Source organism: Myxococcota bacterium, from assembly GCA_035498015.1.
Taxonomy (GTDB): Bacteria; Myxococcota_A; UBA9160; order SZUA-336; family SZUA-336; genus VGRW01.
On sequence record DATKAO010000239.1, the window covers coordinates 1 to 17,295 of the forward strand.

24 protein-coding genes and 1 tRNA gene are annotated in these 17,295 nt (G+C 70.7%); 11 read left to right on the top strand and 14 right to left on the bottom strand.

Annotation, left to right across the window (positions count from 1 at the left end; genetic code table 11):
• A partial coding sequence (locus tag VMR86_21115) for an SLBB domain-containing protein (GenBank protein ID HTO09565.1) occupies positions 1-414 on the top strand: 414 nt, incomplete at its 5' end.
• A gap of 162 nt (positions 415-576) precedes the next feature.
• On the opposite strand, the gene nadB is transcribed toward VMR86_21115, so the two are convergent.
• Entirely contained in the window at positions 577-2,172 is a 1,596-nt protein-coding gene (nadB, locus tag VMR86_21120) for an L-aspartate oxidase (GenBank protein HTO09566.1), read from the bottom strand.
• 94 nt (positions 2,173-2,266) lie between these two features.
• Here nadB and VMR86_21125 point away from each other — a divergent pair, with 94 nt between their 5' ends.
• From VMR86_21125 to VMR86_21135, 3 genes are all read left to right on the top strand, one after another.
• On the top strand, positions 2,267-2,884 hold the full coding sequence (locus tag VMR86_21125; GenBank protein ID HTO09567.1) for a lytic transglycosylase domain-containing protein: 618 nt from the start codon (positions 2,267-2,269) through the stop codon (positions 2,882-2,884).
• Positions 2,868-3,494 carry a CDP-diacylglycerol--glycerol-3-phosphate 3-phosphatidyltransferase gene (pgsA, locus tag VMR86_21130; GenBank protein HTO09568.1) on the top strand — a complete coding sequence of 209 codons (627 nt, stop codon included), beginning with the start codon at positions 2,868-2,870 and terminating at the stop codon, positions 3,492-3,494. Before VMR86_21125 ends, pgsA begins: the two co-directional genes overlap by 17 nt.
• Positions 3,495-3,534: 40 nt before the next feature.
• A tRNA-Gly gene (locus VMR86_21135) sits at positions 3,535-3,610 on the top strand.
• Positions 3,611-3,661: 51 nt separating this feature from the next.
• Here VMR86_21135 and VMR86_21140 read toward each other — a convergent pair.
• Entirely contained in the window at positions 3,662-3,994 is a 333-nt protein-coding gene (locus VMR86_21140; GenBank protein HTO09569.1) for a hypothetical protein, read from the bottom strand.
• A 150-nt stretch (positions 3,995-4,144) separates the two neighbouring features.
• Here VMR86_21140 and VMR86_21145 point away from each other — a divergent pair, with 150 nt between their 5' ends.
• From VMR86_21145 to VMR86_21155, 3 genes are read left to right on the top strand one after another with little or no spacing between them, the layout of a single operon-like run.
• On the top strand, positions 4,145-4,420 hold the full coding sequence (locus VMR86_21145; protein HTO09570.1) for a YtxH domain-containing protein: 276 nt from the start codon (positions 4,145-4,147) through the stop codon (positions 4,418-4,420).
• 7 nt (positions 4,421-4,427) lie between these two features.
• A complete protein-coding gene (locus VMR86_21150; protein ID HTO09571.1) occupies positions 4,428-4,760 on the top strand; it encodes a phage holin family protein in 333 nt (110 codons plus the stop codon).
• Complete coding sequence (locus VMR86_21155; protein HTO09572.1) at positions 4,747-5,001, top strand: hypothetical protein; 255 nt, start codon at positions 4,747-4,749, stop codon at positions 4,999-5,001. Before VMR86_21150 ends, VMR86_21155 begins: the two co-directional genes overlap by 14 nt.
• Here VMR86_21155 and VMR86_21160 read toward each other — a convergent pair.
• Positions 4,998-5,312 (bottom strand): hypothetical protein, encoded by a 315-nt coding sequence (locus VMR86_21160; GenBank protein HTO09573.1) that lies wholly within the window; start codon positions 5,310-5,312, stop codon positions 4,998-5,000. The genes VMR86_21155 and VMR86_21160 overlap by 4 nt on opposite strands.
• A gap of 10 nt (positions 5,313-5,322) precedes the next feature.
• Entirely contained in the window at positions 5,323-5,541 is a 219-nt protein-coding gene (locus VMR86_21165) for a CsbD family protein (GenBank protein HTO09574.1), read from the bottom strand.
• 212 nt (positions 5,542-5,753) lie between these two features.
• On the opposite strand from VMR86_21165, the gene VMR86_21170 reads away from it, so the two are divergent.
• A complete protein-coding gene (locus VMR86_21170) occupies positions 5,754-5,945 on the top strand; it encodes a hypothetical protein (protein HTO09575.1) in 192 nt (63 codons plus the stop codon).
• Here the strand turns inward: VMR86_21170 and VMR86_21175 are convergent.
• Entirely contained in the window at positions 5,942-6,154 is a 213-nt protein-coding gene (locus tag VMR86_21175) for a hypothetical protein (GenBank protein ID HTO09576.1), read from the bottom strand. The two genes, VMR86_21170 and VMR86_21175, sit on opposite strands and share 4 nt — an antisense overlap.
• 64 nt (positions 6,155-6,218) lie before the next feature.
• Between VMR86_21175 and VMR86_21180 the strand changes: the two genes are divergently transcribed.
• Positions 6,219-6,707, top strand: coding sequence for a DUF4142 domain-containing protein (locus tag VMR86_21180; protein ID HTO09577.1), 489 nt, complete (start codon positions 6,219-6,221; stop codon positions 6,705-6,707).
• Between the two features lie 6 nt (positions 6,708-6,713).
• On the opposite strand, the gene VMR86_21185 is transcribed toward VMR86_21180, so the two are convergent.
• The 5 genes from VMR86_21185 to VMR86_21205 are packed head-to-tail and all read right to left on the bottom strand — an operon-like array spanning position 6,714 to position 12,373.
• Positions 6,714-8,864 (bottom strand): glycogen debranching N-terminal domain-containing protein, encoded by a 2,151-nt coding sequence (locus VMR86_21185; protein ID HTO09578.1) that lies wholly within the window; start codon positions 8,862-8,864, stop codon positions 6,714-6,716.
• Positions 8,861-9,883 (bottom strand): glycosyltransferase family 4 protein, encoded by a 1,023-nt coding sequence (locus VMR86_21190; GenBank protein ID HTO09579.1) that lies wholly within the window; start codon positions 9,881-9,883, stop codon positions 8,861-8,863. The genes VMR86_21185 and VMR86_21190 overlap by 4 nt, the downstream gene beginning before the upstream one ends.
• The gene (locus tag VMR86_21195; protein ID HTO09580.1) at positions 9,883-10,602 is read right to left on the bottom strand and encodes a metallophosphoesterase; all 720 of its coding nucleotides are present in this window, start codon (positions 10,600-10,602) and stop codon (positions 9,883-9,885) included. The genes VMR86_21190 and VMR86_21195 overlap by 1 nt, the downstream gene beginning before the upstream one ends.
• 20 nt (positions 10,603-10,622) lie before the next feature.
• On the bottom strand, positions 10,623-11,249 hold the full coding sequence (locus VMR86_21200) for a nucleotidyltransferase (GenBank protein ID HTO09581.1): 627 nt from the start codon (positions 11,247-11,249) through the stop codon (positions 10,623-10,625).
• 35 nt (positions 11,250-11,284) lie between these two features.
• Complete coding sequence (locus VMR86_21205; GenBank protein HTO09582.1) at positions 11,285-12,373, bottom strand: mechanosensitive ion channel family protein; 1,089 nt, start codon at positions 12,371-12,373, stop codon at positions 11,285-11,287.
• A gap of 139 nt (positions 12,374-12,512) precedes the next feature.
• On the opposite strand from VMR86_21205, the gene VMR86_21210 reads away from it, so the two are divergent.
• Positions 12,513-13,910: a phospholipase D-like domain-containing protein gene (locus VMR86_21210; GenBank protein ID HTO09583.1), complete on the top strand. Its 1,398-nt coding sequence runs from the start codon at positions 12,513-12,515 to the stop codon at positions 13,908-13,910.
• Here the strand turns inward: VMR86_21210 and VMR86_21215 are convergent.
• Entirely contained in the window at positions 13,907-14,929 is a 1,023-nt protein-coding gene (locus tag VMR86_21215) for a DUF748 domain-containing protein (protein HTO09584.1), read from the bottom strand. The two genes, VMR86_21210 and VMR86_21215, sit on opposite strands and share 4 nt — an antisense overlap.
• Before the next feature lie 257 nt (positions 14,930-15,186).
• On the opposite strand from VMR86_21215, the gene VMR86_21220 reads away from it, so the two are divergent.
• A complete protein-coding gene (locus tag VMR86_21220) occupies positions 15,187-16,110 on the top strand; it encodes a sugar phosphate nucleotidyltransferase (protein HTO09585.1) in 924 nt (307 codons plus the stop codon).
• A gap of 20 nt (positions 16,111-16,130) precedes the next feature.
• On the opposite strand, the gene VMR86_21225 is transcribed toward VMR86_21220, so the two are convergent.
• From VMR86_21225 to VMR86_21235, 3 genes are read right to left on the bottom strand one after another with little or no spacing between them, the layout of a single operon-like run.
• Positions 16,131-16,283 (bottom strand): DUF3309 family protein, encoded by a 153-nt coding sequence (locus VMR86_21225; GenBank protein ID HTO09586.1) that lies wholly within the window; start codon positions 16,281-16,283, stop codon positions 16,131-16,133.
• Positions 16,280-16,717 carry a BON domain-containing protein gene (locus VMR86_21230; GenBank protein HTO09587.1) on the bottom strand — a complete coding sequence of 146 codons (438 nt, stop codon included), beginning with the start codon at positions 16,715-16,717 and terminating at the stop codon, positions 16,280-16,282. The genes VMR86_21225 and VMR86_21230 overlap by 4 nt, the downstream gene beginning before the upstream one ends.
• Positions 16,718-16,731: 14 nt before the next feature.
• Positions 16,732-17,241: an SRPBCC family protein gene (locus VMR86_21235; GenBank protein HTO09588.1), complete on the bottom strand. Its 510-nt coding sequence runs from the start codon at positions 17,239-17,241 to the stop codon at positions 16,732-16,734.
• Positions 17,242-17,295 lie beyond the last annotated feature (54 nt).

Here is a 17,295-nt window from a genome sequence, read left to right on the forward strand (position 1 = left end):
ACGATCGACGACGTGCGCGCGGAGATGACTCGCCGGCTGAAGGAGTTCATCGTTCAGCCCGACGTCACCGTCACGCTGTTCAAGTCGGAGAGCCGCACCTTCTACATCTTCGGCGAGGTCAGTCGGCCCGGCGCCTACCCGTTGATCGGCGACGTGACTGCGCTGTACGCGCTGGGGATGGCAGGCGGCAGCACGAAGTTCGGCGACGAGGACGACGCGACGCTGGTGCGCCCGAGCCCCGAGGGCAAGCTGGTCTACCCGGTCTACTTCAGGCAGATCACTCGCAACGGCGATGGCGAGACCAACTACACGCTGCAGCCCGGCGACGTGATCTACGTGCCGCCGACGATCACCGCGATCCTCGGGCTCGGCGGATCGCAGGCCATCACCGTCATGACCGGCGGAGCTCTGTGACTTATTGACTACGTTCGCCTGCGGCTCACTGCGCGCGCCTTCGACGCTTGCGGGCCTCGCTCAGGGCGGCCTTCGCTCGGCCACGATTGACTACGTTCGCCTGCGGCTCACTGCGCGCGCCGGCCCGATGATCGCGCGGGCACCCGACCCGCGCTCCGGCGCTCACAGCGGCGGCAGCGGCGCCTTCAGAACGGTGTCTCGCGGCACGGGGTCGGTCTCGGGGTAGTCGACCGTGTAGTGCAGGCCGCGGCTCTCGTGGCGCGCCGACGCGGAGCGGATGATGAGCTCGGCCACCGTGGCCAGGTTGCGCAGCTCGACCAGATCGGGCGTGAGGACCACGTGCCAGTAGTAGTCGCGGATCTCGCGCGCCAGGTTCACGATCCGGTGGCGCGCGCGGTCCAGGCGCTTGTCGCTGCGCACGATGCCCACGTAGTTCCACATGAGTCGCCGGATCTCGTCCCAGTTCGCGTTGACGAGCACCGTTTCGGTCGGGTCGACGGCTTCACCGGGGTTCCAGGCGGGGAAGGGTGGGGGCTCGGTCACGCGCGGCAGGCGTTCGACGGCTGCGCGGGCCGCCGCGCGCCCGAACACCACGCCCTCGAGCAGTGAGTTCGACGCCAGCCGGTTCGCGCCGTGCAGGCCCGTGCACGCGACCTCGCCCGCCGCGAACAAGTTCTCGATGTCGGACTCGCCCGACAGGTCGGTGCGCACGCCGCCGCAGGCGTAGTGCGCGGCGGGCACGACCGGCAGCGGCTGTTTGGTCAGGTCGAAGCCGTAGCGCAGGCAGCGCTCGTAGATGTTCGGGAAGCGCGAGCGTGCAAAGCCCGGGTCGAGCGCCGTGCAGTCGAGATACACGCAGTCGTCACCCGAGCGCTTGAGCTCGAAGTCGATCGAGCGCGCCACGACGTCGCGCGGCGCGAGGTCGGCACGCGGGTCGTAGCGGGTCATGAAGGCTTCGCCCGCGCGGTTGCGCAGCACCGCACCCTCGCCGCGCACCGCCTCGCTGATCAGGAACGAGCGCGCGTCGGGGTGGTAGAGGCACGTGGGGTGGAACTGGATGAACTCCATGTTCGCGATCGTGGCGCCGGCCCGGAACGCCATGGCGATTCCGTCGCCGGAGGCGATGTCGGGGTTCGAGGTGTACAGGTAGGTCTTCCCGCAGCCGCCGGTCGCCAGCAGCACGATGCGCGCGCGGAAGCTCTCGACCGCGCCGGTCTCCGGGTCGAGCACGTAGGCGCCGCAGATGCGCGCGGGTCCGGGCACGCCGAGCTTCTGCGTGGTGACCAGGTCCACGCTGATGCGGTTGGAGAGTAACTCGATGCGCGGGTTCGACTCACAGCGCTCGACCAGCACGCGCTCGATCTCCTGGCCCGTGAAGTCGGCCGCGTGCAGCACCCGCCGCTGCGTGTGCCCGCCTTCGCGGCCCAGGTCGTAGCCGGGCGCGCGCTCGCTGGGATCGAAGCGCACGCCCAGCGTCATGAGCCCGCGCACGGCGTCCGGGCCCTGCTCCACGACGAAGCGCACGGCGGCCTCGTTGCACAGGCCCGCGCCCGCGACCAGGGTGTCGCGCACGTGGTCCTCGAACGAGTCCTCGGGTCCCAGAACGGCGGCAATCCCGCCCTGCGCGTAGTTCGTGGCCGACTCCGCGGTGCCCTTCTTCGTCACCACCACGACCGAGCCGTGCTCAGCCGCGCGCAATGCGAACGAGAGCCCCGCGATGCCGCTGCCGATCACCAGGAAGTCGCAGGAGCGCGCCATCGGGGGAGTGTAGTCGCGGCCCTCAATTACGTCCCGGGCTCCGCCGATGGACGTGTGCGGAAACTCGCGCCGCGTGGGGCGGCAGGGAGTCAGCATGGGCAGCACGGGAAAGAGCCTGCGAAGAGCAGCGTGGCTGGCGGCCGCGCTGGCGGCGTTCCTTCTCCCGCGCGCAGCCGATGCGCAGATCTACGTGTACAAGGACGAGTACGGGCGCACGTTCTTCACGGACGCGCCGCCGCACGACGGCTACGAGGCCTACCACCCGAAAGGCACCTTGAAGGTGCGCCCGGGCGCGCGCGGGCCCACGCCGGTGGACCAGCGCAGCTTCGACGCTGCGATCCGCCGGGCGTCACGCCAGCACGGCGTGTCGGCGGCGCTGGTCAAGGCGGTCATCGCCGCCGAGTCGGGCTTCGACCGCTGGGCAGAGTCCACCAAAGGCGCGCGCGGGCTCATGCAGCTCATGCCCGCAACGGCCGACGAGCTAGGGGTGGACGATGCCTACGACCCGTGGCAGAACATCGACGGGGGAACCAAGTACTTGTGCGAGCTGATCGATCGCTTCCCCGGTGAGCTCGAGCTGGCGCTCGCGGCCTACAACGCCGGGCCCGAGGCCGTGCGCCAGTATCAGGGCATTCCCCCGTACAAAGAGACACGCGGCTACGTCAAACGCGTGCTGGCCTACTACAAGAAGTTCCATGCAGATTTCCGCTGAGAAAACGGCCAACCTGTCGTCCCGCGACATGGCCGAGACTCCGTGGAACCTGCCGAACTTCATCACGCTGATCCGCATCGGGCTCTCCCCGTTGCTGTTCGCCCTGCCGTGGTACCACGGCCGCTGGTGGAGCACGTTCATCGGGATCGCGTTCCTCGCGGTGTCACTCACCGACATACTCGACGGCTATCTCGCACGGAGCTACGGCCTCGAGAGCCGGCTCGGCAAGTTACTCGATCCGCTCGCGGACAAGGTCCTGATGATGACCGCGTTCGTGATGCTGATCGCCGTCGGCCGCATGCCGTTCTGGAGCTTGCCGCTGGTGGTCGCGATCCTGGGCCGCGAGCTCGCCGTCAGCGGCCTGCGCGGCGCGGCCGGCGACCAGGGCGTGGTCATCCCCGCCTCGCCGCTGGCCAAGTGGAAGACCGGCTTCCAGCTCGGCTCGCTGACGGCGCTCTTGATCCACTGGCCGTTCCTCGGCCTTCCGGCGCACGAGATCGGCCTCGCGCTCCTGGTGATCGCCACCGCCCTGACGCTGATCTCGGGCTACGCCTACCTGCGCGCCTACTTCGAGACGCCCCCGCCGACCCGGCCCGCCAGCCGCCCTTGACGGCCCGCCCCGCCGGCCGGTATCAACTCGGCCGTCCGACGCACGAGTAGCTCAGTTGGTAGAGCTCCACGTTGCCAACGTGGAAGTCGCCGGTTCGAGTCCGGTCTCGTGCTCCACGCCTCTCGTGCTACGAAGGGCTCCCTCGGCGGAGCTCTGCGCGCAGCGCCCTACTGCACCGCGCCGCCCGGTCGAGCCGGCCAGCGGTCGCGGTTCTCGAGACAGTAGGCGTAGACCGCGCGCGCGGGCGACGAGGCCAGATACTCGCTGCGCAGGCCGCGTGTGCCGTGCTCGAGCTCCGGGCCGGGAGGCGCCTCGTGCGCGGCGGGGACTGCGCGCGAAGCGCTCTCGTTGCAGGTTTCGATCGCGAGCGCCGGACGCTCGTTCATCTTCTTGTCCTGCAGCACCAGCATGGCGCCGCAGCCGGCGGTCCAGATCACCCAGACCCAGCACATCAGGAACCACCAGACGGCCCGCTCGACGATTGAGACTCGCGTGACCATGGCGACGAGGTGAGCAAGCGCCGTGCCGGAGTTTCAGCAGAGCTTTGTAGATCGCGCCAAATGCCCGGCTCGGGCTCGAGATTTCAGCGCGCGCATGCCGCCCGCGCGCGGCACGCGCATTGCTCCGCGAGTCTTCCAGAAGGAGTCGCCATGACGGTCCAAGAGCTCATCGACCATCTTCCGCCTCGCCAGGACATGATTCGCCTCGCGCGCTATCTCGGCTCACTGCGGCGGCCCGCGCGCACCGAGCTCGTGATGTACGGCGTCGCCGGTGCGCTGATCGGCGCGGGGCTCGCGCTGTTGTTCGCGCCCTCGCGCGGCAGTGAGCTGCGGCGTGCGCTGGGGGACCGGATCGAGGAGTACTGGCGCAACGCCGCCGAGTACGCAGCGAACGGACACGACCGCGAGCGCGCCCAGGGGCTGTGAGCGCGCCATGGCGAACGGCATCGCGACGACCGGCCTGCTCGCGGGAGTGATCCGCGTGTTCGAGGCCGGCGAGCGCCTGCTCGTCGACCAGACCGAGCTCGTGCGGCTCGAGTCACGCGAGCGCATCGCGAGCTTCGCGGCGCGCGTGGGGTTCGCAGTCGCGGCGGCCCTGTTCCTGTTCACCGCGTGGATCGGCGCCTTCGTCGCGGCGATCGTCGCGCTCGACACGCTGCCGCTCGCCGCGCGCATCGCGCTCGCGGCGCTCGTGCAGCTCGTGGTCGGCATCGCGCTGCTGCTGGTCGCACGGCGTGGGAAGGGAGACATCGATGCAACACACTGAAGGCCAGCGCCAGAAGCTGGAGCGCGACGTTGCCGACGACCGAGCGGCGCTGCGGCGCGCGCTGCGCGACCTCGCGCTGTCGCTGGTGATCGGCTTCAACCTGCCGCGGCGCATCCGCCGCCGCCCGCTGCCCTGGGCCATCGGCGGGCTGGCGCTGGCTGCCGTCGTGGTCGCGCGACGCCAGCGCCGGAAGCGGGCGGCCAGCTCCCGACGCTGGTGGGAACGCGGAGCGCAGGCCTAGGGCCGGCGCTCTTGCGACTGCCCGCGCCCGTTGTGCGCGCGGCGCAGGTACAGGTCGTGACTCTCGGCGAAGTCACTCGCCTGCCGGCGCAGGCTGGCGAGGCGTTTGCGGGCGAGCGCGCGCATGTCTCGCCCGTTCTTGGGCGCGAACAGGAGCGCAGCCGCCGCGCCTGCCAGCGCGAGCGCCAGCCCCGCCAGGATGCGCGGCACGGGCGAGGAGGCCGGAGCACGGCGCGGCATCACCGAGCGGACCCAGCGCTCCATGTCCTCCAGGGCCCGGGTACGTGGAGTCTTGCGCTGTAGCGAATTCATGACCGACTCCTCAGCCGTTGGCGCGGTCGCGGCCGCGGTCGTCGTCTTCCATCTGGTCGAGCTTCTCGTCGATCTTCTTCTCGATGCCTTTCTTGAACCTCGACGCCCGATCCTTCGTCTCGCCCACGACCCGGTCGCGCCGGCCCGAGCGCTCCATGCGCTTGTTGCCGATCGCCTTCCCGACACTCTCCTTCACCTGACCCTTGGCCTTGTCCAGCTTGCCTGACATCGACCTGCTCCTCAGCGGCTCTCGCAGCGGGTGAACGCGGCGCAACCTGCGCGCGTGGGCCCGGCGTTTTCCCGCAGCAGGTCGCAATCCGCATGCCGCGCGCCGAAGGCCCCTCCGTGCGCTCCGGCGTGGCCATGCTGCGCGTTTCTACAGGGCACAACGCGTGCTGGGCACGGTGTCTGCAGCTCGAAGCGCCGGTGGAGGACCGTCCAATGAGCATCGAGCATCAGCTGACGCTGCAGTCACTCGAGACGGCGCTGCAGCCCGTGCAGAACCGCGAGCTGCGCGCGGGGTGGCAGGGGCTGGAGCAGACGCGCCAGCACGAGGAGATCGTGAGCCGGCTGCTCGACGAGCTCGGCCTGGAGGAGTACGAGACACCCGACCGGCAGGCGATGCGCCTCTAGGCGGCGCGGGAGGCGCAGTGATTGCTGCAGTACATGCGGTCGTCGCGCTCTATGCCGTGGCCCACGATCCGGCAGCCGCAGTCCTCGCAGGGCGGCGCGAGCAGGTGGATCGCACACTCGAAGCAGTCGAACACGTGCCGCTCGCCGCCGAGCACGATCTCGAACGCCCTCGCGTAGTCGTTTCCGCAGACTTCGCAATTGGCTTTCATGGCACATCTCCTTTCGGCGCTGGTGGCAGCAAGTTCCGCGCCAGACGCGACTCAGGAGGCAGGTATGCGTGACACACTCTTCCAGCTCGTCGGATTCGTGGCCGCGCTCACGTTCGCGAACGGCTATCGCGACGTGGACGTCGCGCAGGAGTTCGTGAACCGCGCCGCGCTGGTGTCGCAGTTCGAGATCTCGGTCGCCGATCTCGCGAAGGAGCGCGGCGACGACCGCTCGCGGGCCTTCGCGGCGCGCATCCGGCGCGAGCACCAGCAGTCACAGCGCGAGCTCGAGAAGATCGCGAACGAGCAGAAGCTCGAGCTGCCGCAAAAGCTCGACGCACGCCACACGGCCGCGCTCGCGCTGCTCGGCAACCTGAAGGGCGCCGACTTCGACCGCGCGTTCGCGCGCTCGCAGGTCGATGCGCACCGAGAGGCGGTGGCGCTGTTCGAGACCGAAGCGACCGACGGCGCCAACCCATCGCTGCGCGACTTCGCGGAGCGCAACCTGCCGGTGCTGCGCGACCACCTGACTCGCGCCGAGGCGCTGTACGACTGACTCGGGCTAGGCGAGCGAGAGCACCAGGTCCAGGTCCCCCGTCTGGCGCAGCACGCGCAGGTCGACCTCGCTGCCCGCGCGCTCGAACAAGAGATCGATCGACGCGCCGTCGACGGCCAGCTCGCGAATCACCAGCCGGTCGAGGAAGCCGGGCAGAGAGGGCCGCGACAGCCGGATCTGGCGCCGGCGCGCGTCGACCGAGAGCCGCAACACCGACTGCAGGGTGAGAAACACGCTGGCCGCGGACCACGCCTGCGGAATGCACGCCACCGGGTAGAGCGTGGGCGCCTCACCGTGCACGCGCGAGAAGCCGCACAAGAGCTCCGGCAGGCGTGAGTCGGCCATGAAGCAGCTCGCATCGAACATGCCGTGCAGGATCCTGGCGGCCGCCTCGGGCGCGCCGTAGCGCGCCAGACCGCACGCCAGGAGGGCATTGTCGTGCGGCCAGACCGAGCCGTTGTGATACGACATGGGGTTGAAGCGGCGCTCCGTGGCCGCCAGCGTGCGCACGCCCCAGCCCGAGAACAGCTCCTGGTCGAAGAGTGTCTCGGACACGCGCATGGCCTGCTCGTGCGACGCGATGCCGGTGAGCAGGGTGTGACCGGCGTTCGAGCTGCGCACGCGGCAGGGCTGCTTCTTGCCGTCGAGCGCGAGCGCGTAGGTGCCCAGGTCGTCGCACCAGAAGGCGCGCTGGAACTCCACGCGCAGGCGCTGGGCGTCCTCTTCGAGCTGGGTGGCGAGCCGCAGGTCGCCGAGCTGGCGGGCGAAGCGCGCCATGCCGAGCTTGGCCGCGTACACGTAGGCCTGCACCTCGCACAGCGCGATCGGCCCTTCCGCCAGCGTGCCGTCGGCGTGCATGATCGAGTCGTGCGAGTCCTTCCAGCCCTGATTCGCCAGACCCCCGGGCGAGCGCTGGAGATACTCGACGAAGCCGTCGCCGTCGGGGTCACCCGGCCCGTCGATCCAGCGCAGAGCCCGGTGGAACGCGGGCCACAGCTCGCGCACCAGGTCGTCGTCGCCCGTGCGCTCGTGGTAGGCCGACGCGAGCAGCAGGAACCAGGGAGTCACGTCGACGCTGCCGTAGTAGCGGGCGAAGGGGACCTCGTCGAGCGCGGCCATCTCGCCGCCGCGCATCTCGTGCACGATCTTGCCCGGCTCGGCGTCGTCGTGCGCGTCGCTGCGGTCGGACTGAGTCGCGGCCAGGAAACGCAGCACGCCGCGCGCCAGCCCCGGGTCGAGCCACAGCACCGAGAAGGCGGTCACCAGCGCGTCGCGGCCGAAGGGTGTCGAGAACCAGGGTACGCCCGCATAGGGGAACGGGCCGTGCGCGGTCTCGGCGGTCATCATCGCCAGGTCCTGCGCCGAGCGGCGCACCCAGCCGTCGAAGGCCGGGTTCGACGACTCGATGAACAGCGCGGGTGGCGGATCGCGCCGCGCCGCGCGCGGGCGTGCGAAGCTGCCGTAGCGGCGCACCTCGCCCGCGCGGATCTCGCACTGCACCGAGAGCGTGAGCGGGCGGCGTCCGCCGGGCTCGAGCATGAGCTTGTAGTGCGCGTAGTCGGGGCCGATCGCGGCCGGTGGCTCGCTGAACGTGAGCCGGGTGCTGCGGTCCACCCGATCCAGCCCGGTGTAGCGCAGCTCGACGGCCGCGGCTTCGATCAAGGGCTGTGACTGGCTGCCGCGCCGCTCGCGGCGCGCTCCGCGCACTTCGAACACGTCGGCGAAGTCGGCGCCGAAGGCGAAGTCGAGGTCGAGCGTGACCGGCACCGCGGCGAAGCTGCGCAGCGCGAGCTCGAGCCGCAGCCCGCCATCCGACAGCTCGATCGATCGGTGCAGATACACCGTCTCCCGCGGCAAGCGCAACACGTCGCCGTCGCGCACGTCGGCGTTCGTGGCGTGGACCGAGAGACCCTCGTTCCCGCCGCGCGGTCCCGACGAGAGCAGGAGCGGGCGGCGGCGCGCGAGTCTGACCACGAGCAGCGACAGGAAGCGCGTGCCGTCGAAGAACAGACCGTGGCGGCCGCTGGGCTGGGGCCGGAGGTCGCCATGGTGGTCGAACAGCGCGAAGCTGTCTCCGCGCGCGAGCACGAGCGCTCGCTCGTCGGTCGGCCCGTCCTCGGCCAGGATCTTGAAGTCGGTGTGGGTTTCGGGGTTCATCCGCACAGCCGCCGGTACACGGCGGCGTAGTCGCTCGCCATGCGCTCGGCGGTGAAGCGCGCCTCGAACGCTTCGCGGCAGCGCCGGCGGTCGAGCTTCTCGAGCTCTCCCACCGCCCGCACCGCGGACTCGATGTCGCTGCACAGGAAGCCCGAGACGCCGTCGTCGATCACCTCGGGCACGGAGCCCTGCGGCCAGGCGATCACGGGCGTGCCGCAGGCGAGTGACTCGATCATGATCAGCCCGAACGGCTCGGGCCAGTCGATGGGGAACAGCACCGCCGAAGCTTGACCGAGAAACGCGTTCTTGTCCGCATCGCCGAGCTCGCCCACGTACTCGACCAGCGGATGCGCGAGCAAGTCGCGCACCTCGCGTTCGTAGTAGGCCCTGTCCGCCGCGTCGATCTTGGCGGCGATCTTCAAGCGCCGGCCCGCGCGCAGCGCGATCTCGATCGCGCGGTCGACCCGCTTCTCGGGCGAGATCCGGCCCAGGAACGCCAGGTAGTCGTCGGGCTCGGCGTGGAACTCGAACAGCTCGGGCGGCAGACCGTGGTGGATCGTGGCCTCCCAGCGCGCGTAGGGCAGGGGACGGCGCTGGTCGTCGGAGATCGACACCACGCGCTGCTCGCGGTACTCGCGGAACATCGGCTGCAGCATGGGCAGGTCGAGCCGGCCGTGCAGCGTGGTCAGCGTGGGGCAGGACACGCGCCGCGCGAATGGGAACGCGAGATAGTCGACGTGCGCGTGGATCACGTCGAATTGGTCCGCACAGCGGTACGCGCGCTCCAGCATGAGCAAATGACTCGCGAGCGGGTCGTGGGCATCGGGATCGGTGCGCAGCGCCCGCGGCGCGCATGGCACGAGCTCCGCGCTCGTGCGGGAGTCACCGGTCGCGAACAAGGTCAGATCGTGACCGGCTGCGACCAGCGCCTCGGTGAGCCACGACACCACGCGCTCGGTTCCACCGTAGCCGCCCGGCGGGACCGACTCGTACAAGGGCGAGATCTGGGCGATGCGCATCAGGGTCCGAAGCCCCCGAAGCGGAACACCCGGTAGGGCGCGCGGATCACGGGCTGCGCCACGTTGCGCACGATCACGCCGCCCGGCGTCTTGCCCTCCTCGCAGCCCAGGTGCGCGTGACCGTGGAGCGCGAGGTCGGCGCCGGTGGCGTCGATCGCCGTGCCCAGGAAGTGACTGCCCAGGAACGGGTGGATCTCCCGCCGCTCGCCCTGCAGCGTGTCGGCCACCGGCGCGTAGTGGGTGAGCGCAATCCGCACCTCGGCGTCGAGCGACGCCAGCGCAGCCTCGAGCGAGTCGGCCAGGCGGCGCGAGCGGCCGACGAAGCTCTTCATCTCGGCCTCGCCGAAGTCCGCCGCCTCGGCGCCCAGGAAGCCGCCGCCGAAGCCGATCGTGCCGGCGATGCCCAGCGTATGACCGCGCACGTCCAGCGCTGCGGCGTCGCCTTCGAGCACGCACACGTGCGCGCGCTCCAGGATCCGGCGCAGCCAGTCCGAGTGACAGGCGTCGAGGTCGTGGTTGCCGAGCACGGCGAATACCGGAATCGCGACCTCGGCCAGGGCGGCGGCCAGCGCGGCCGCCTCCTCGGCGGTCCCGCCCTGCGTCAGGTCACCCGCCAAAAGGAGCGCGTCGGCCTGGTCCGAGACCGGCTCGAGCGCCTGGCGCCAGTCGCCGGAGACCTCCGGCTCGACGTGCAGGTCGCCCACGGCAGCGACCCGGATCTCCCAGCTCGGTTGGCTCGTCACTCGAACAACACCTGCTCGGCCAGCCGGCGCACCGGCCGGCTCGGCACCCACAAGTCACTCGACAGGGCGTAGACCAGGAGCGACAGCACACGCCGCGGCCCGCGCTGCGCGCGCTCCACGAGATACTCCCAGTCGAGGTCCCGGCGCCGCAGCAGCGCCAGCGCGTCGTGCCAGTGCCGCGGCGTCTCCTCGTCGTGCACGAGCGCCTTGATCACGATCAGGTCCTCGGGGGCGACCACACGCACGCGCGTGCCCAGGAACGAGTGGTGACTCCCGCGGCGCAGCATATCGCGGTCGAGATAGATGTCGCCCGTGGTCTTGAACAACAGGTCCACCAGGATCCCGTTCGAAAAGGCCTTGTAGAGCCAGGCGGGGTTGGTGATCTCGGTCTCGAAGCCGGCGCGGGACAGCGCTTCGAGCGCGCGCGGCGCGGCCTCGGGGGCGACCAGCAGGTCCACGTCGCTCGAGCAGCGAGGCCGCCCGAGCACGGCCGAGGCGAGCCCGCCGATCAACAGGTACGGAACCTCGGCGCCTTCGAGCGCGCCGACCGAGCGCGACAGCACCTCGGCCAGCGCGGCGGGGTCGCCGCTCGATCCCTCGTGGCTGCATGCGCCAGGAAGCACGGGCGGCAACACAGCAACGAACGTGCCACCGTCAGTCACTTGAACTCCGGCGGCGCGTTGAAGGCGATGCCCGAGCCGTGCTCGGCCAGCACGTCGAGGACGGCGAGATGCAGCTCCTCCGCGATCGCGAAATACTCGTCGAGGCTCGACGTCTGGACGTAGGCGGACAGGTCGAGGTTGATGGAGAACGAGCCGAAGCCGCCGACCCGGACCCGGGCCGTGCCGTGCTCGATGCGCGGGTGCTTGGCGAGGGTCTCGCGCAGGGCAGCCAGGATGCCGCGCACGCGCTCGGGCGGCGTGTTGGAGCGGATCGCCAGGGTGGGGTGGAACCAGATCTTGTCCTGCGAGCCGAAGCTCTCGAGCTGCATGTTCGCGAACTCGCCGTTGGGCACGGTCACGAGCGTGCGCTCGGGCGTGCGCACGCGGGTCGAGCGCAGGCCGATCTCCTCGATCTCGCCGATGCGGTCGCCGAAGCGGCAGAAGCTGCCCACGCGCACCGGCCGATCGAGATACAGGGTGAGCCCCCCGAACAGGTTCTCGAGCGACTTCTGCGCCGCCAGCGCGATCGCGATGCCGCCCAGGCCCACGCCCGCGAGCAGCGCGGTCACGTGCACGCCCGCGTTGTCGAGCACGGTGATCACCGCGATGCCGATCGCCGCCAGCTTGGCCAGGCGCTGCACGAGGCCCAGGATCGCGCTGGCCTGGCCCTGGCCGCGGCGCAGGAAGCGCCGGCGGTAGTCGTCGCCGAGCAGGTCGAACAGGCGCAGCAGGTGCCAGAACGCGGCCCCGATGAACAGCGCGCTCTCGATGCGCCCGAACACCGTCTCGGTCGCGGGCGACAGGTCGATCAGGCGCCGGCCGAGCGAGAACAAGAGCACCGCGATACACAGCCGCAACGGGCCGGTGGCGAGCGCCACGAAGCGGTCGTCGAGCATGGTCACGCTGCGCTTCGCCATGGCCGCGAGCACGCGCACGACGAGCGAGGTGAGCGCGAACGCGGCCACGATCGCCACGGCGGCAAGCGCCGCGAGCACCAGCCAGTCGTCGGTGTCGATGCGCGAGAAGATCAGGAACGCGCGCTCGAGCGGCCGTGAGTGGATCTGCGCGGCGAGCGTCGCCCACATGCACGCCGTCGACTGCAAGTGGCGGGCCCGTGCGGCAGCGCGCGATTCTACAAACGTCCGCTCGTGTGGAGGCACGCGGTTTGCTCGCTCGACGCCCATGACCCAAGACACCCATGGGCGTCGCGCGCACGCCTCGCGTGTGTCGTTTCTCATCGACGCAGCGAGTTACTTCGCGGCTCTGACCGAGGCGCTCGCGGCGGCCGAGCGGCGCATCTGGATCGTCGGCTGGGACTTCCACGGCCGGACGCGGCTGCGCCCGGACGCCCCTTCGGGCGCGCTGCCCGACGAGATCGGACCCCTGCTCGAGGCGCTCGTCCTGCGACGGCCGGCGCTGCACGTGCACCTGCTCGAGTGGGACTACTCGCTGCTCTACGCGGTCGAGCGCGGGCTGGGCCCATGGACCGACCTCGCCTGGGCGCGCCACCCGCGCTTCGCGCTCGAGCGCGACGACCGCCACCCGTTCGGCGCGAGCCAGCACCAGAAGCTGGTCGTGATCGACGACGTGCTCGCCTTCGCCGGGGGCATCGACCTCACCTTGCGGCGCTGGGATACCCCCGAGCACGCGGCGGGTGACCCGGCGCGCGTCGACCTCGCGGGCCGGGCCTACGGCGCGTTTCACGACGCGCAGATCGCGGTCGACGGCGCGGCCGCGCGTGCTCTCTCTGCCCTGGCGCGCGAGCGCTGGCGCCACGCCACGGGCGAGTCACTCGGCCCGCTGCCGGCGCGGCGCGATGCCTGGCCGGCATCGCTGGTCCCCGATGCCCGCGACTGCACCGTGGCGATCGCCCGCACCGTCCCGCCGTTCGGCGGCCGGCGCGGCGTGCGCGAGGTGGAGGCGCTGTGGCTCGACTCGATCGCGCGCGCGCGCCGCTCGCTCTACATCGAGAGTCAGTACTTCACCGCGCCGTGCGTGGCCGAAGCGCTGTGCGCCCGGCTCGCCGAGCGCGCGGGTCCGGAGGTGTTGCTCGTGCTGCCCGCGCGCTGCTCGGGCTGGATCGAGGAGAGCACCATGGGCCGGCTGCGCATCGAGCTCTTGCGCGCGCTGCGCACGGCCGACCGGTACGGGCGGCTCGGCGTGTTCGCGCCCATGCTCTCGGGCGACCGGCCGCTCAGCCTGCACTCGAAGCTGTGCATCGTCGACGACGACCTGGCGCGCATCGGCTCGGCGAACCTCTCGGCGCGCTCGATGGGCTTCGACAGCGAGTGCGACGTCGCGCTCCTGTCCGAGGGCCGCAGCGACCTGCGCGCAGCCATCGCCGGCCTGCGCACACGACTCATCGCCGAGCACACGGGACTTTCCTGCGCGGAGCTCGAAGCGCGGGCAAACGGGTCACTGCTGGCCGCGATCCCGCCGCGGCCCGCGGGAGCGCGCGGGCTCGAGCGCATCGCCGACGAACAGGCGGCGGTGGGCGGCGAGTGGATGCGCGCGCTGCCGATCGACCCCGACGGCGAGCCGCCGATCCCCGGCGGCACGGGCTGGATCGCCGCCGGCTGTGCGCTCGCGCTCGCGGTCTCGGCTGCGGTCCTGCGCCGCTAGCCCGAGCCTTTGCCCACGCTGTGCTCGAGCCGCGGCGTGAGACCTTCGATGAACGCGTTGTACAGCGCGTTGCCGAGCGCGGGCCAGAACTCACCGTGTGGCTGCTGGTCACCCGTGATCGGAATGCGGGTCGCCACGTCGTCCTGCGCGTGGTTGCGGAACACCTCGATCACGCCCTGCATGAATGCGCGCCAGGCGGTCGACAGCAGGTTGAGCTGCGCGACGTCGTTCCAGTCGATCACCTGAACGTCCTTGAAGAATGGCTTCACGTAGCCCTGGAAGTGGCCGTTCTCGGCCAGCAGCTCGGCGTAGAGCGCGAAGCGCCCCTGCTTCGCGTCGACCTTCGTGTACGCGCGCAGGAAGTCGTTCCACTGTGCGAGCTCGGCGCCTCGAACCACGAGATCGCCGTCGAACGAGGGCGCGCTGGCGTGCGGGTCGACCGCCACGTGCAGGGCGAGATGCCCGGTGGGCTCGAACTCGCCGCGCATCTCCACGTGCCCGGGCCGCTTCACCCGGGAGTCACCGGAGCGTGACAAGTCCTCCGCGATCAGGTCGGCGTGTGTCAGCCCGACGTCCACATGCGGGTTGGAATGGAAGTTCCGGAAGTGGATCTTGCCGTCGGTCACCTCGAAGCGGTTCACACGCGTGGGGAACAGCGCCTCGACGAGCTTCTTCCACTGGCCCTCGTTGCCGCTCTGGCGTTGGGCGTCGGTCGGCCCCGCGACGAAGTTCAGCTCGGGACCCTTCAACACCACCTCGCCCACGAACTTGCCCTGGAAGATCGAGCGCCATTCGACGGAGACGTCGATCAGCGGCGCCTTCAGGAAGGGCACGGGCACGCGCGCGCCGCGCTTGCGGATGTCGACGTCGTGGATCACGTACGCGCCGCGGTAGAAGGCCACGTCGACTGCGCCGATCGTGCCCGTGTAGCGCGGATTGTGCGCCAGGCGCCGCTCCAGGTACGCGTGCAGCACAAAGGGCAGCGCGAGCCGCGCCGCGACGACGAGCGCCAGGAGCACGACGGCGAGTGAGAGCCATCTAGGGCTGCGCGGAGGTCGAATGCGCGGCACGTCCCTGGAGTCGAGCAAGTGACATGCCGCGAAATCCCTGGGGCGAATGGCCGCGCTTTGTAGACAAGGGTGCGCATCCGGAGCGTGACGGCGAGCACTTCGGGCGCTCGCGGGCTCCTGGGGAGCGTCGAGAGCAAGCTTCGGGCCGAACGGACACGCGGCACGTGACCTGCAAATCCTGCGGCGGCACAGGTGGAGGGCCCGCGATGTCCAGCAGCTCCTGGTCGATTCTGCTTGCGGGCGGCGAAGGCCGCCGGCTGCGAGAGCTGACGACGACGCGCGCAGGAGTCACCGTGCCCAAGCAGTTCTGCTCGCTGAACGGCGGGCCCAGCCTGCTGGCCGAGACACTGCGCCGCGCCGAAGGACTTTCGGCGCGTGATCGCATCCTGGTCGTGGTATCTGCGCGGCACGAACGCTTCTGGCGCGACGAGCTCGCGGGCCTGCCAGCCGAGAACGTGCTGGTGCAGCCGCAGGGCCGCGGCACGGGAGCGGGCATCCTGCTGCCGCTGCTCGCGGTGCTGGAGCGCGATCCCGCAGCCGAGGTGCTGGTGCTGCCCTCCGACCACCACGTCGACGACGAGCTCGTGCTGCGGCGCGCCTTCATCGCGGCGCTCGACGCGGTGCGCGCCGACCCGCGCCAGCTCGTGCTGCTGGGAATCACTCCCGATGCGCCCGATACGCAGTACGGCTGGATCGTGCCTGCTCACGAGACGGTCGACGGCAAGGCGGCGGGGATCGAGCTGTTCGTCGAGAAGCCCGACCGCGAGACGGCACGGCGGCTGCTCGCGCGCGGCGCGCTCTGGTCGAGCTTCCTGTTCGCGAGCCAGGGCCTCGCGCTGCTCGCGGCCTTCAGCCGCGCCCAGCCGGCGCTGGTGCGCACCTTCGCGGAACGGCCGCTCGAGGCGGTGTACCGGAAGATCCCGCGCGTGGACTTCTCCCGCGAGGTGCTCGAGCGGGTCGCCGACCGGCTCGGCGTCGTGCGCGTTCCCCCGTGCGGCTGGAGCGACCTCGGGACGCCCGACCGGGTCGCCAGCGTGCTGGGACTGCGCGGTGCCCGGGGCCTGCGGGCCCCGGCGCTGCGCAGAGGCGTGCCGATCCTCGCCCACGCCCTGGAGTCACTCGCGCCCTGAGGGCGCGAGTGACTCTGGCGTCACAGGCGTCCGGTCAGCGCCGCGACCAGGACGATCAACAGGATCAGGCCCAGCGTGCCGCTGGGGAAGTAGCCCCACTCACGGCTGTAGGGCCACGCCGGGAGCACGCCCAGCAACAAGACCACGATCACGAGCAACAGGACCAGGCTCATGGCGTGGACTCCGGCCTTGGATCGGGCGTCGGCGTGGTGACCGGCGGCGGCTCGTTGCCCTGCGGGCCCGGCGCCGGCATCGGCGGGTTGGCCTCCGGCGTCACGGCCGAGGGCGGCGGCGCCTGAGTCGGCGGGTTCTGCGTCGCCGGCGCTGCGCTCACGTCGACCTGAATGTCGTTGGTCACGGCCTTCACGCCGCGCACGTCGTCCGCGACGTCCTCGGCACGGCGGCGTTGCTCGGGCGTGTTGACCCGGCCCGTGAGATACACGTGGCCTTCTTCGGTGCGCGCGTGGACGATCGCGGTCGAGAGCGAAGGCTCCTTGTCCAGCTGCGCCAGCACCGCGGCGTTCAGGGTCGAGTCCGGTCTCTGTCGGTTGCAGCCCAGCGCCAGCGCGGAACAAACCGCGAGCGCGAGCACGGTGGTGCGGTACATCGGTGTCTCCTCCTCTAGTGAGTCGACGGGTCGGGCGACGGGATCCTCCCGCGCCACGCGCCGGTCTCGTGTCCGCGCTTCTCGATGAACTCCTTGAAGCGCTCCAGGTCGCCCTTTGCGCGCCGGGACACCAGGCCGAGGAAATCGCCGATGTTCTCGACGAGACCCTCGGGCTCGTACTCGAGCTCGAGCGTGATCCGGGTGTCTCGGTCGCCGAGGCGATCGAACGTGACCGTGCCCGCGTTGCGCGCACCGGACGTGCTGCGCCAGGCCACGCGGACGTCGGGCACCTGCTCGGTGATCTTGGCCTGCCACTCGACGGTCTTGCCGCCGACGTCGGCCTTCCAGTACAGGCGGCAGTCATCGAGCTGCCGGATGGACTCCACGCCTTCCATGAAGCGTGGAAATTCTTCGAACTGGGTCCACTGGTTGTAGGCGGTCGAGATCGGGACGGCGACGTCGATCCGCTCGCGGATCGTGGACGCCGACCCGCGGGGCTTCTTCGCGGTTCGGGCTTTGGCCATGGGGCATCTCCTCGTGTCTCCAGGGTGGAGCAAGATCCAGACCCGGCGAAGTGA

Bases quoted from the DNA above. Each gene is read 5' to 3' on its own strand.
- nadB (HTO09566.1), bottom strand. From the start codon at position 2,172: ATGGCGCGCTCCTGCGACTTCCTGGTGATCGGCAGCGGCATCGCGGGG.
- VMR86_21125 (HTO09567.1), top strand. From the start codon at position 2,267: ATGGGCAGCACGGGAAAGAGCCTGCGAAGAGCAGCGTGGCTGGCGGCC.
- pgsA (HTO09568.1), top strand. From the start codon at position 2,868: ATGCAGATTTCCGCTGAGAAAACGGCCAACCTGTCGTCCCGCGACATG.
- VMR86_21140 (HTO09569.1), bottom strand. From the start codon at position 3,994: ATGGTCACGCGAGTCTCAATCGTCGAGCGGGCCGTCTGGTGGTTCCTG.
- VMR86_21145 (HTO09570.1), top strand. From the start codon at position 4,145: ATGACGGTCCAAGAGCTCATCGACCATCTTCCGCCTCGCCAGGACATG.
- VMR86_21150 (HTO09571.1), top strand. From the start codon at position 4,428: ATGGCGAACGGCATCGCGACGACCGGCCTGCTCGCGGGAGTGATCCGC.
- VMR86_21155 (HTO09572.1), top strand. From the start codon at position 4,747: ATGCAACACACTGAAGGCCAGCGCCAGAAGCTGGAGCGCGACGTTGCC.
- VMR86_21160 (HTO09573.1), bottom strand. From the start codon at position 5,312: ATGAATTCGCTACAGCGCAAGACTCCACGTACCCGGGCCCTGGAGGAC.
- VMR86_21165 (HTO09574.1), bottom strand. From the start codon at position 5,541: ATGTCAGGCAAGCTGGACAAGGCCAAGGGTCAGGTGAAGGAGAGTGTC.
- VMR86_21170 (HTO09575.1), top strand. From the start codon at position 5,754: ATGAGCATCGAGCATCAGCTGACGCTGCAGTCACTCGAGACGGCGCTG.
- VMR86_21175 (HTO09576.1), bottom strand. From the start codon at position 6,154: ATGAAAGCCAATTGCGAAGTCTGCGGAAACGACTACGCGAGGGCGTTC.
- VMR86_21180 (HTO09577.1), top strand. From the start codon at position 6,219: ATGCGTGACACACTCTTCCAGCTCGTCGGATTCGTGGCCGCGCTCACG.
- VMR86_21185 (HTO09578.1), bottom strand. From the start codon at position 8,864: ATGAACCCCGAAACCCACACCGACTTCAAGATCCTGGCCGAGGACGGG.
- VMR86_21190 (HTO09579.1), bottom strand. From the start codon at position 9,883: ATGCGCATCGCCCAGATCTCGCCCTTGTACGAGTCGGTCCCGCCGGGC.
- VMR86_21205 (HTO09582.1), bottom strand. From the start codon at position 12,373: ATGTGGGCGACGCTCGCCGCGCAGATCCACTCACGGCCGCTCGAGCGC.
- VMR86_21220 (HTO09585.1), top strand. From the start codon at position 15,187: ATGTCCAGCAGCTCCTGGTCGATTCTGCTTGCGGGCGGCGAAGGCCGC.
- VMR86_21225 (HTO09586.1), bottom strand. From the start codon at position 16,283: ATGAGCCTGGTCCTGTTGCTCGTGATCGTGGTCTTGTTGCTGGGCGTG.
- VMR86_21230 (HTO09587.1), bottom strand. From the start codon at position 16,717: ATGTACCGCACCACCGTGCTCGCGCTCGCGGTTTGTTCCGCGCTGGCG.
- VMR86_21235 (HTO09588.1), bottom strand. From the start codon at position 17,241: ATGGCCAAAGCCCGAACCGCGAAGAAGCCCCGCGGGTCGGCGTCCACG.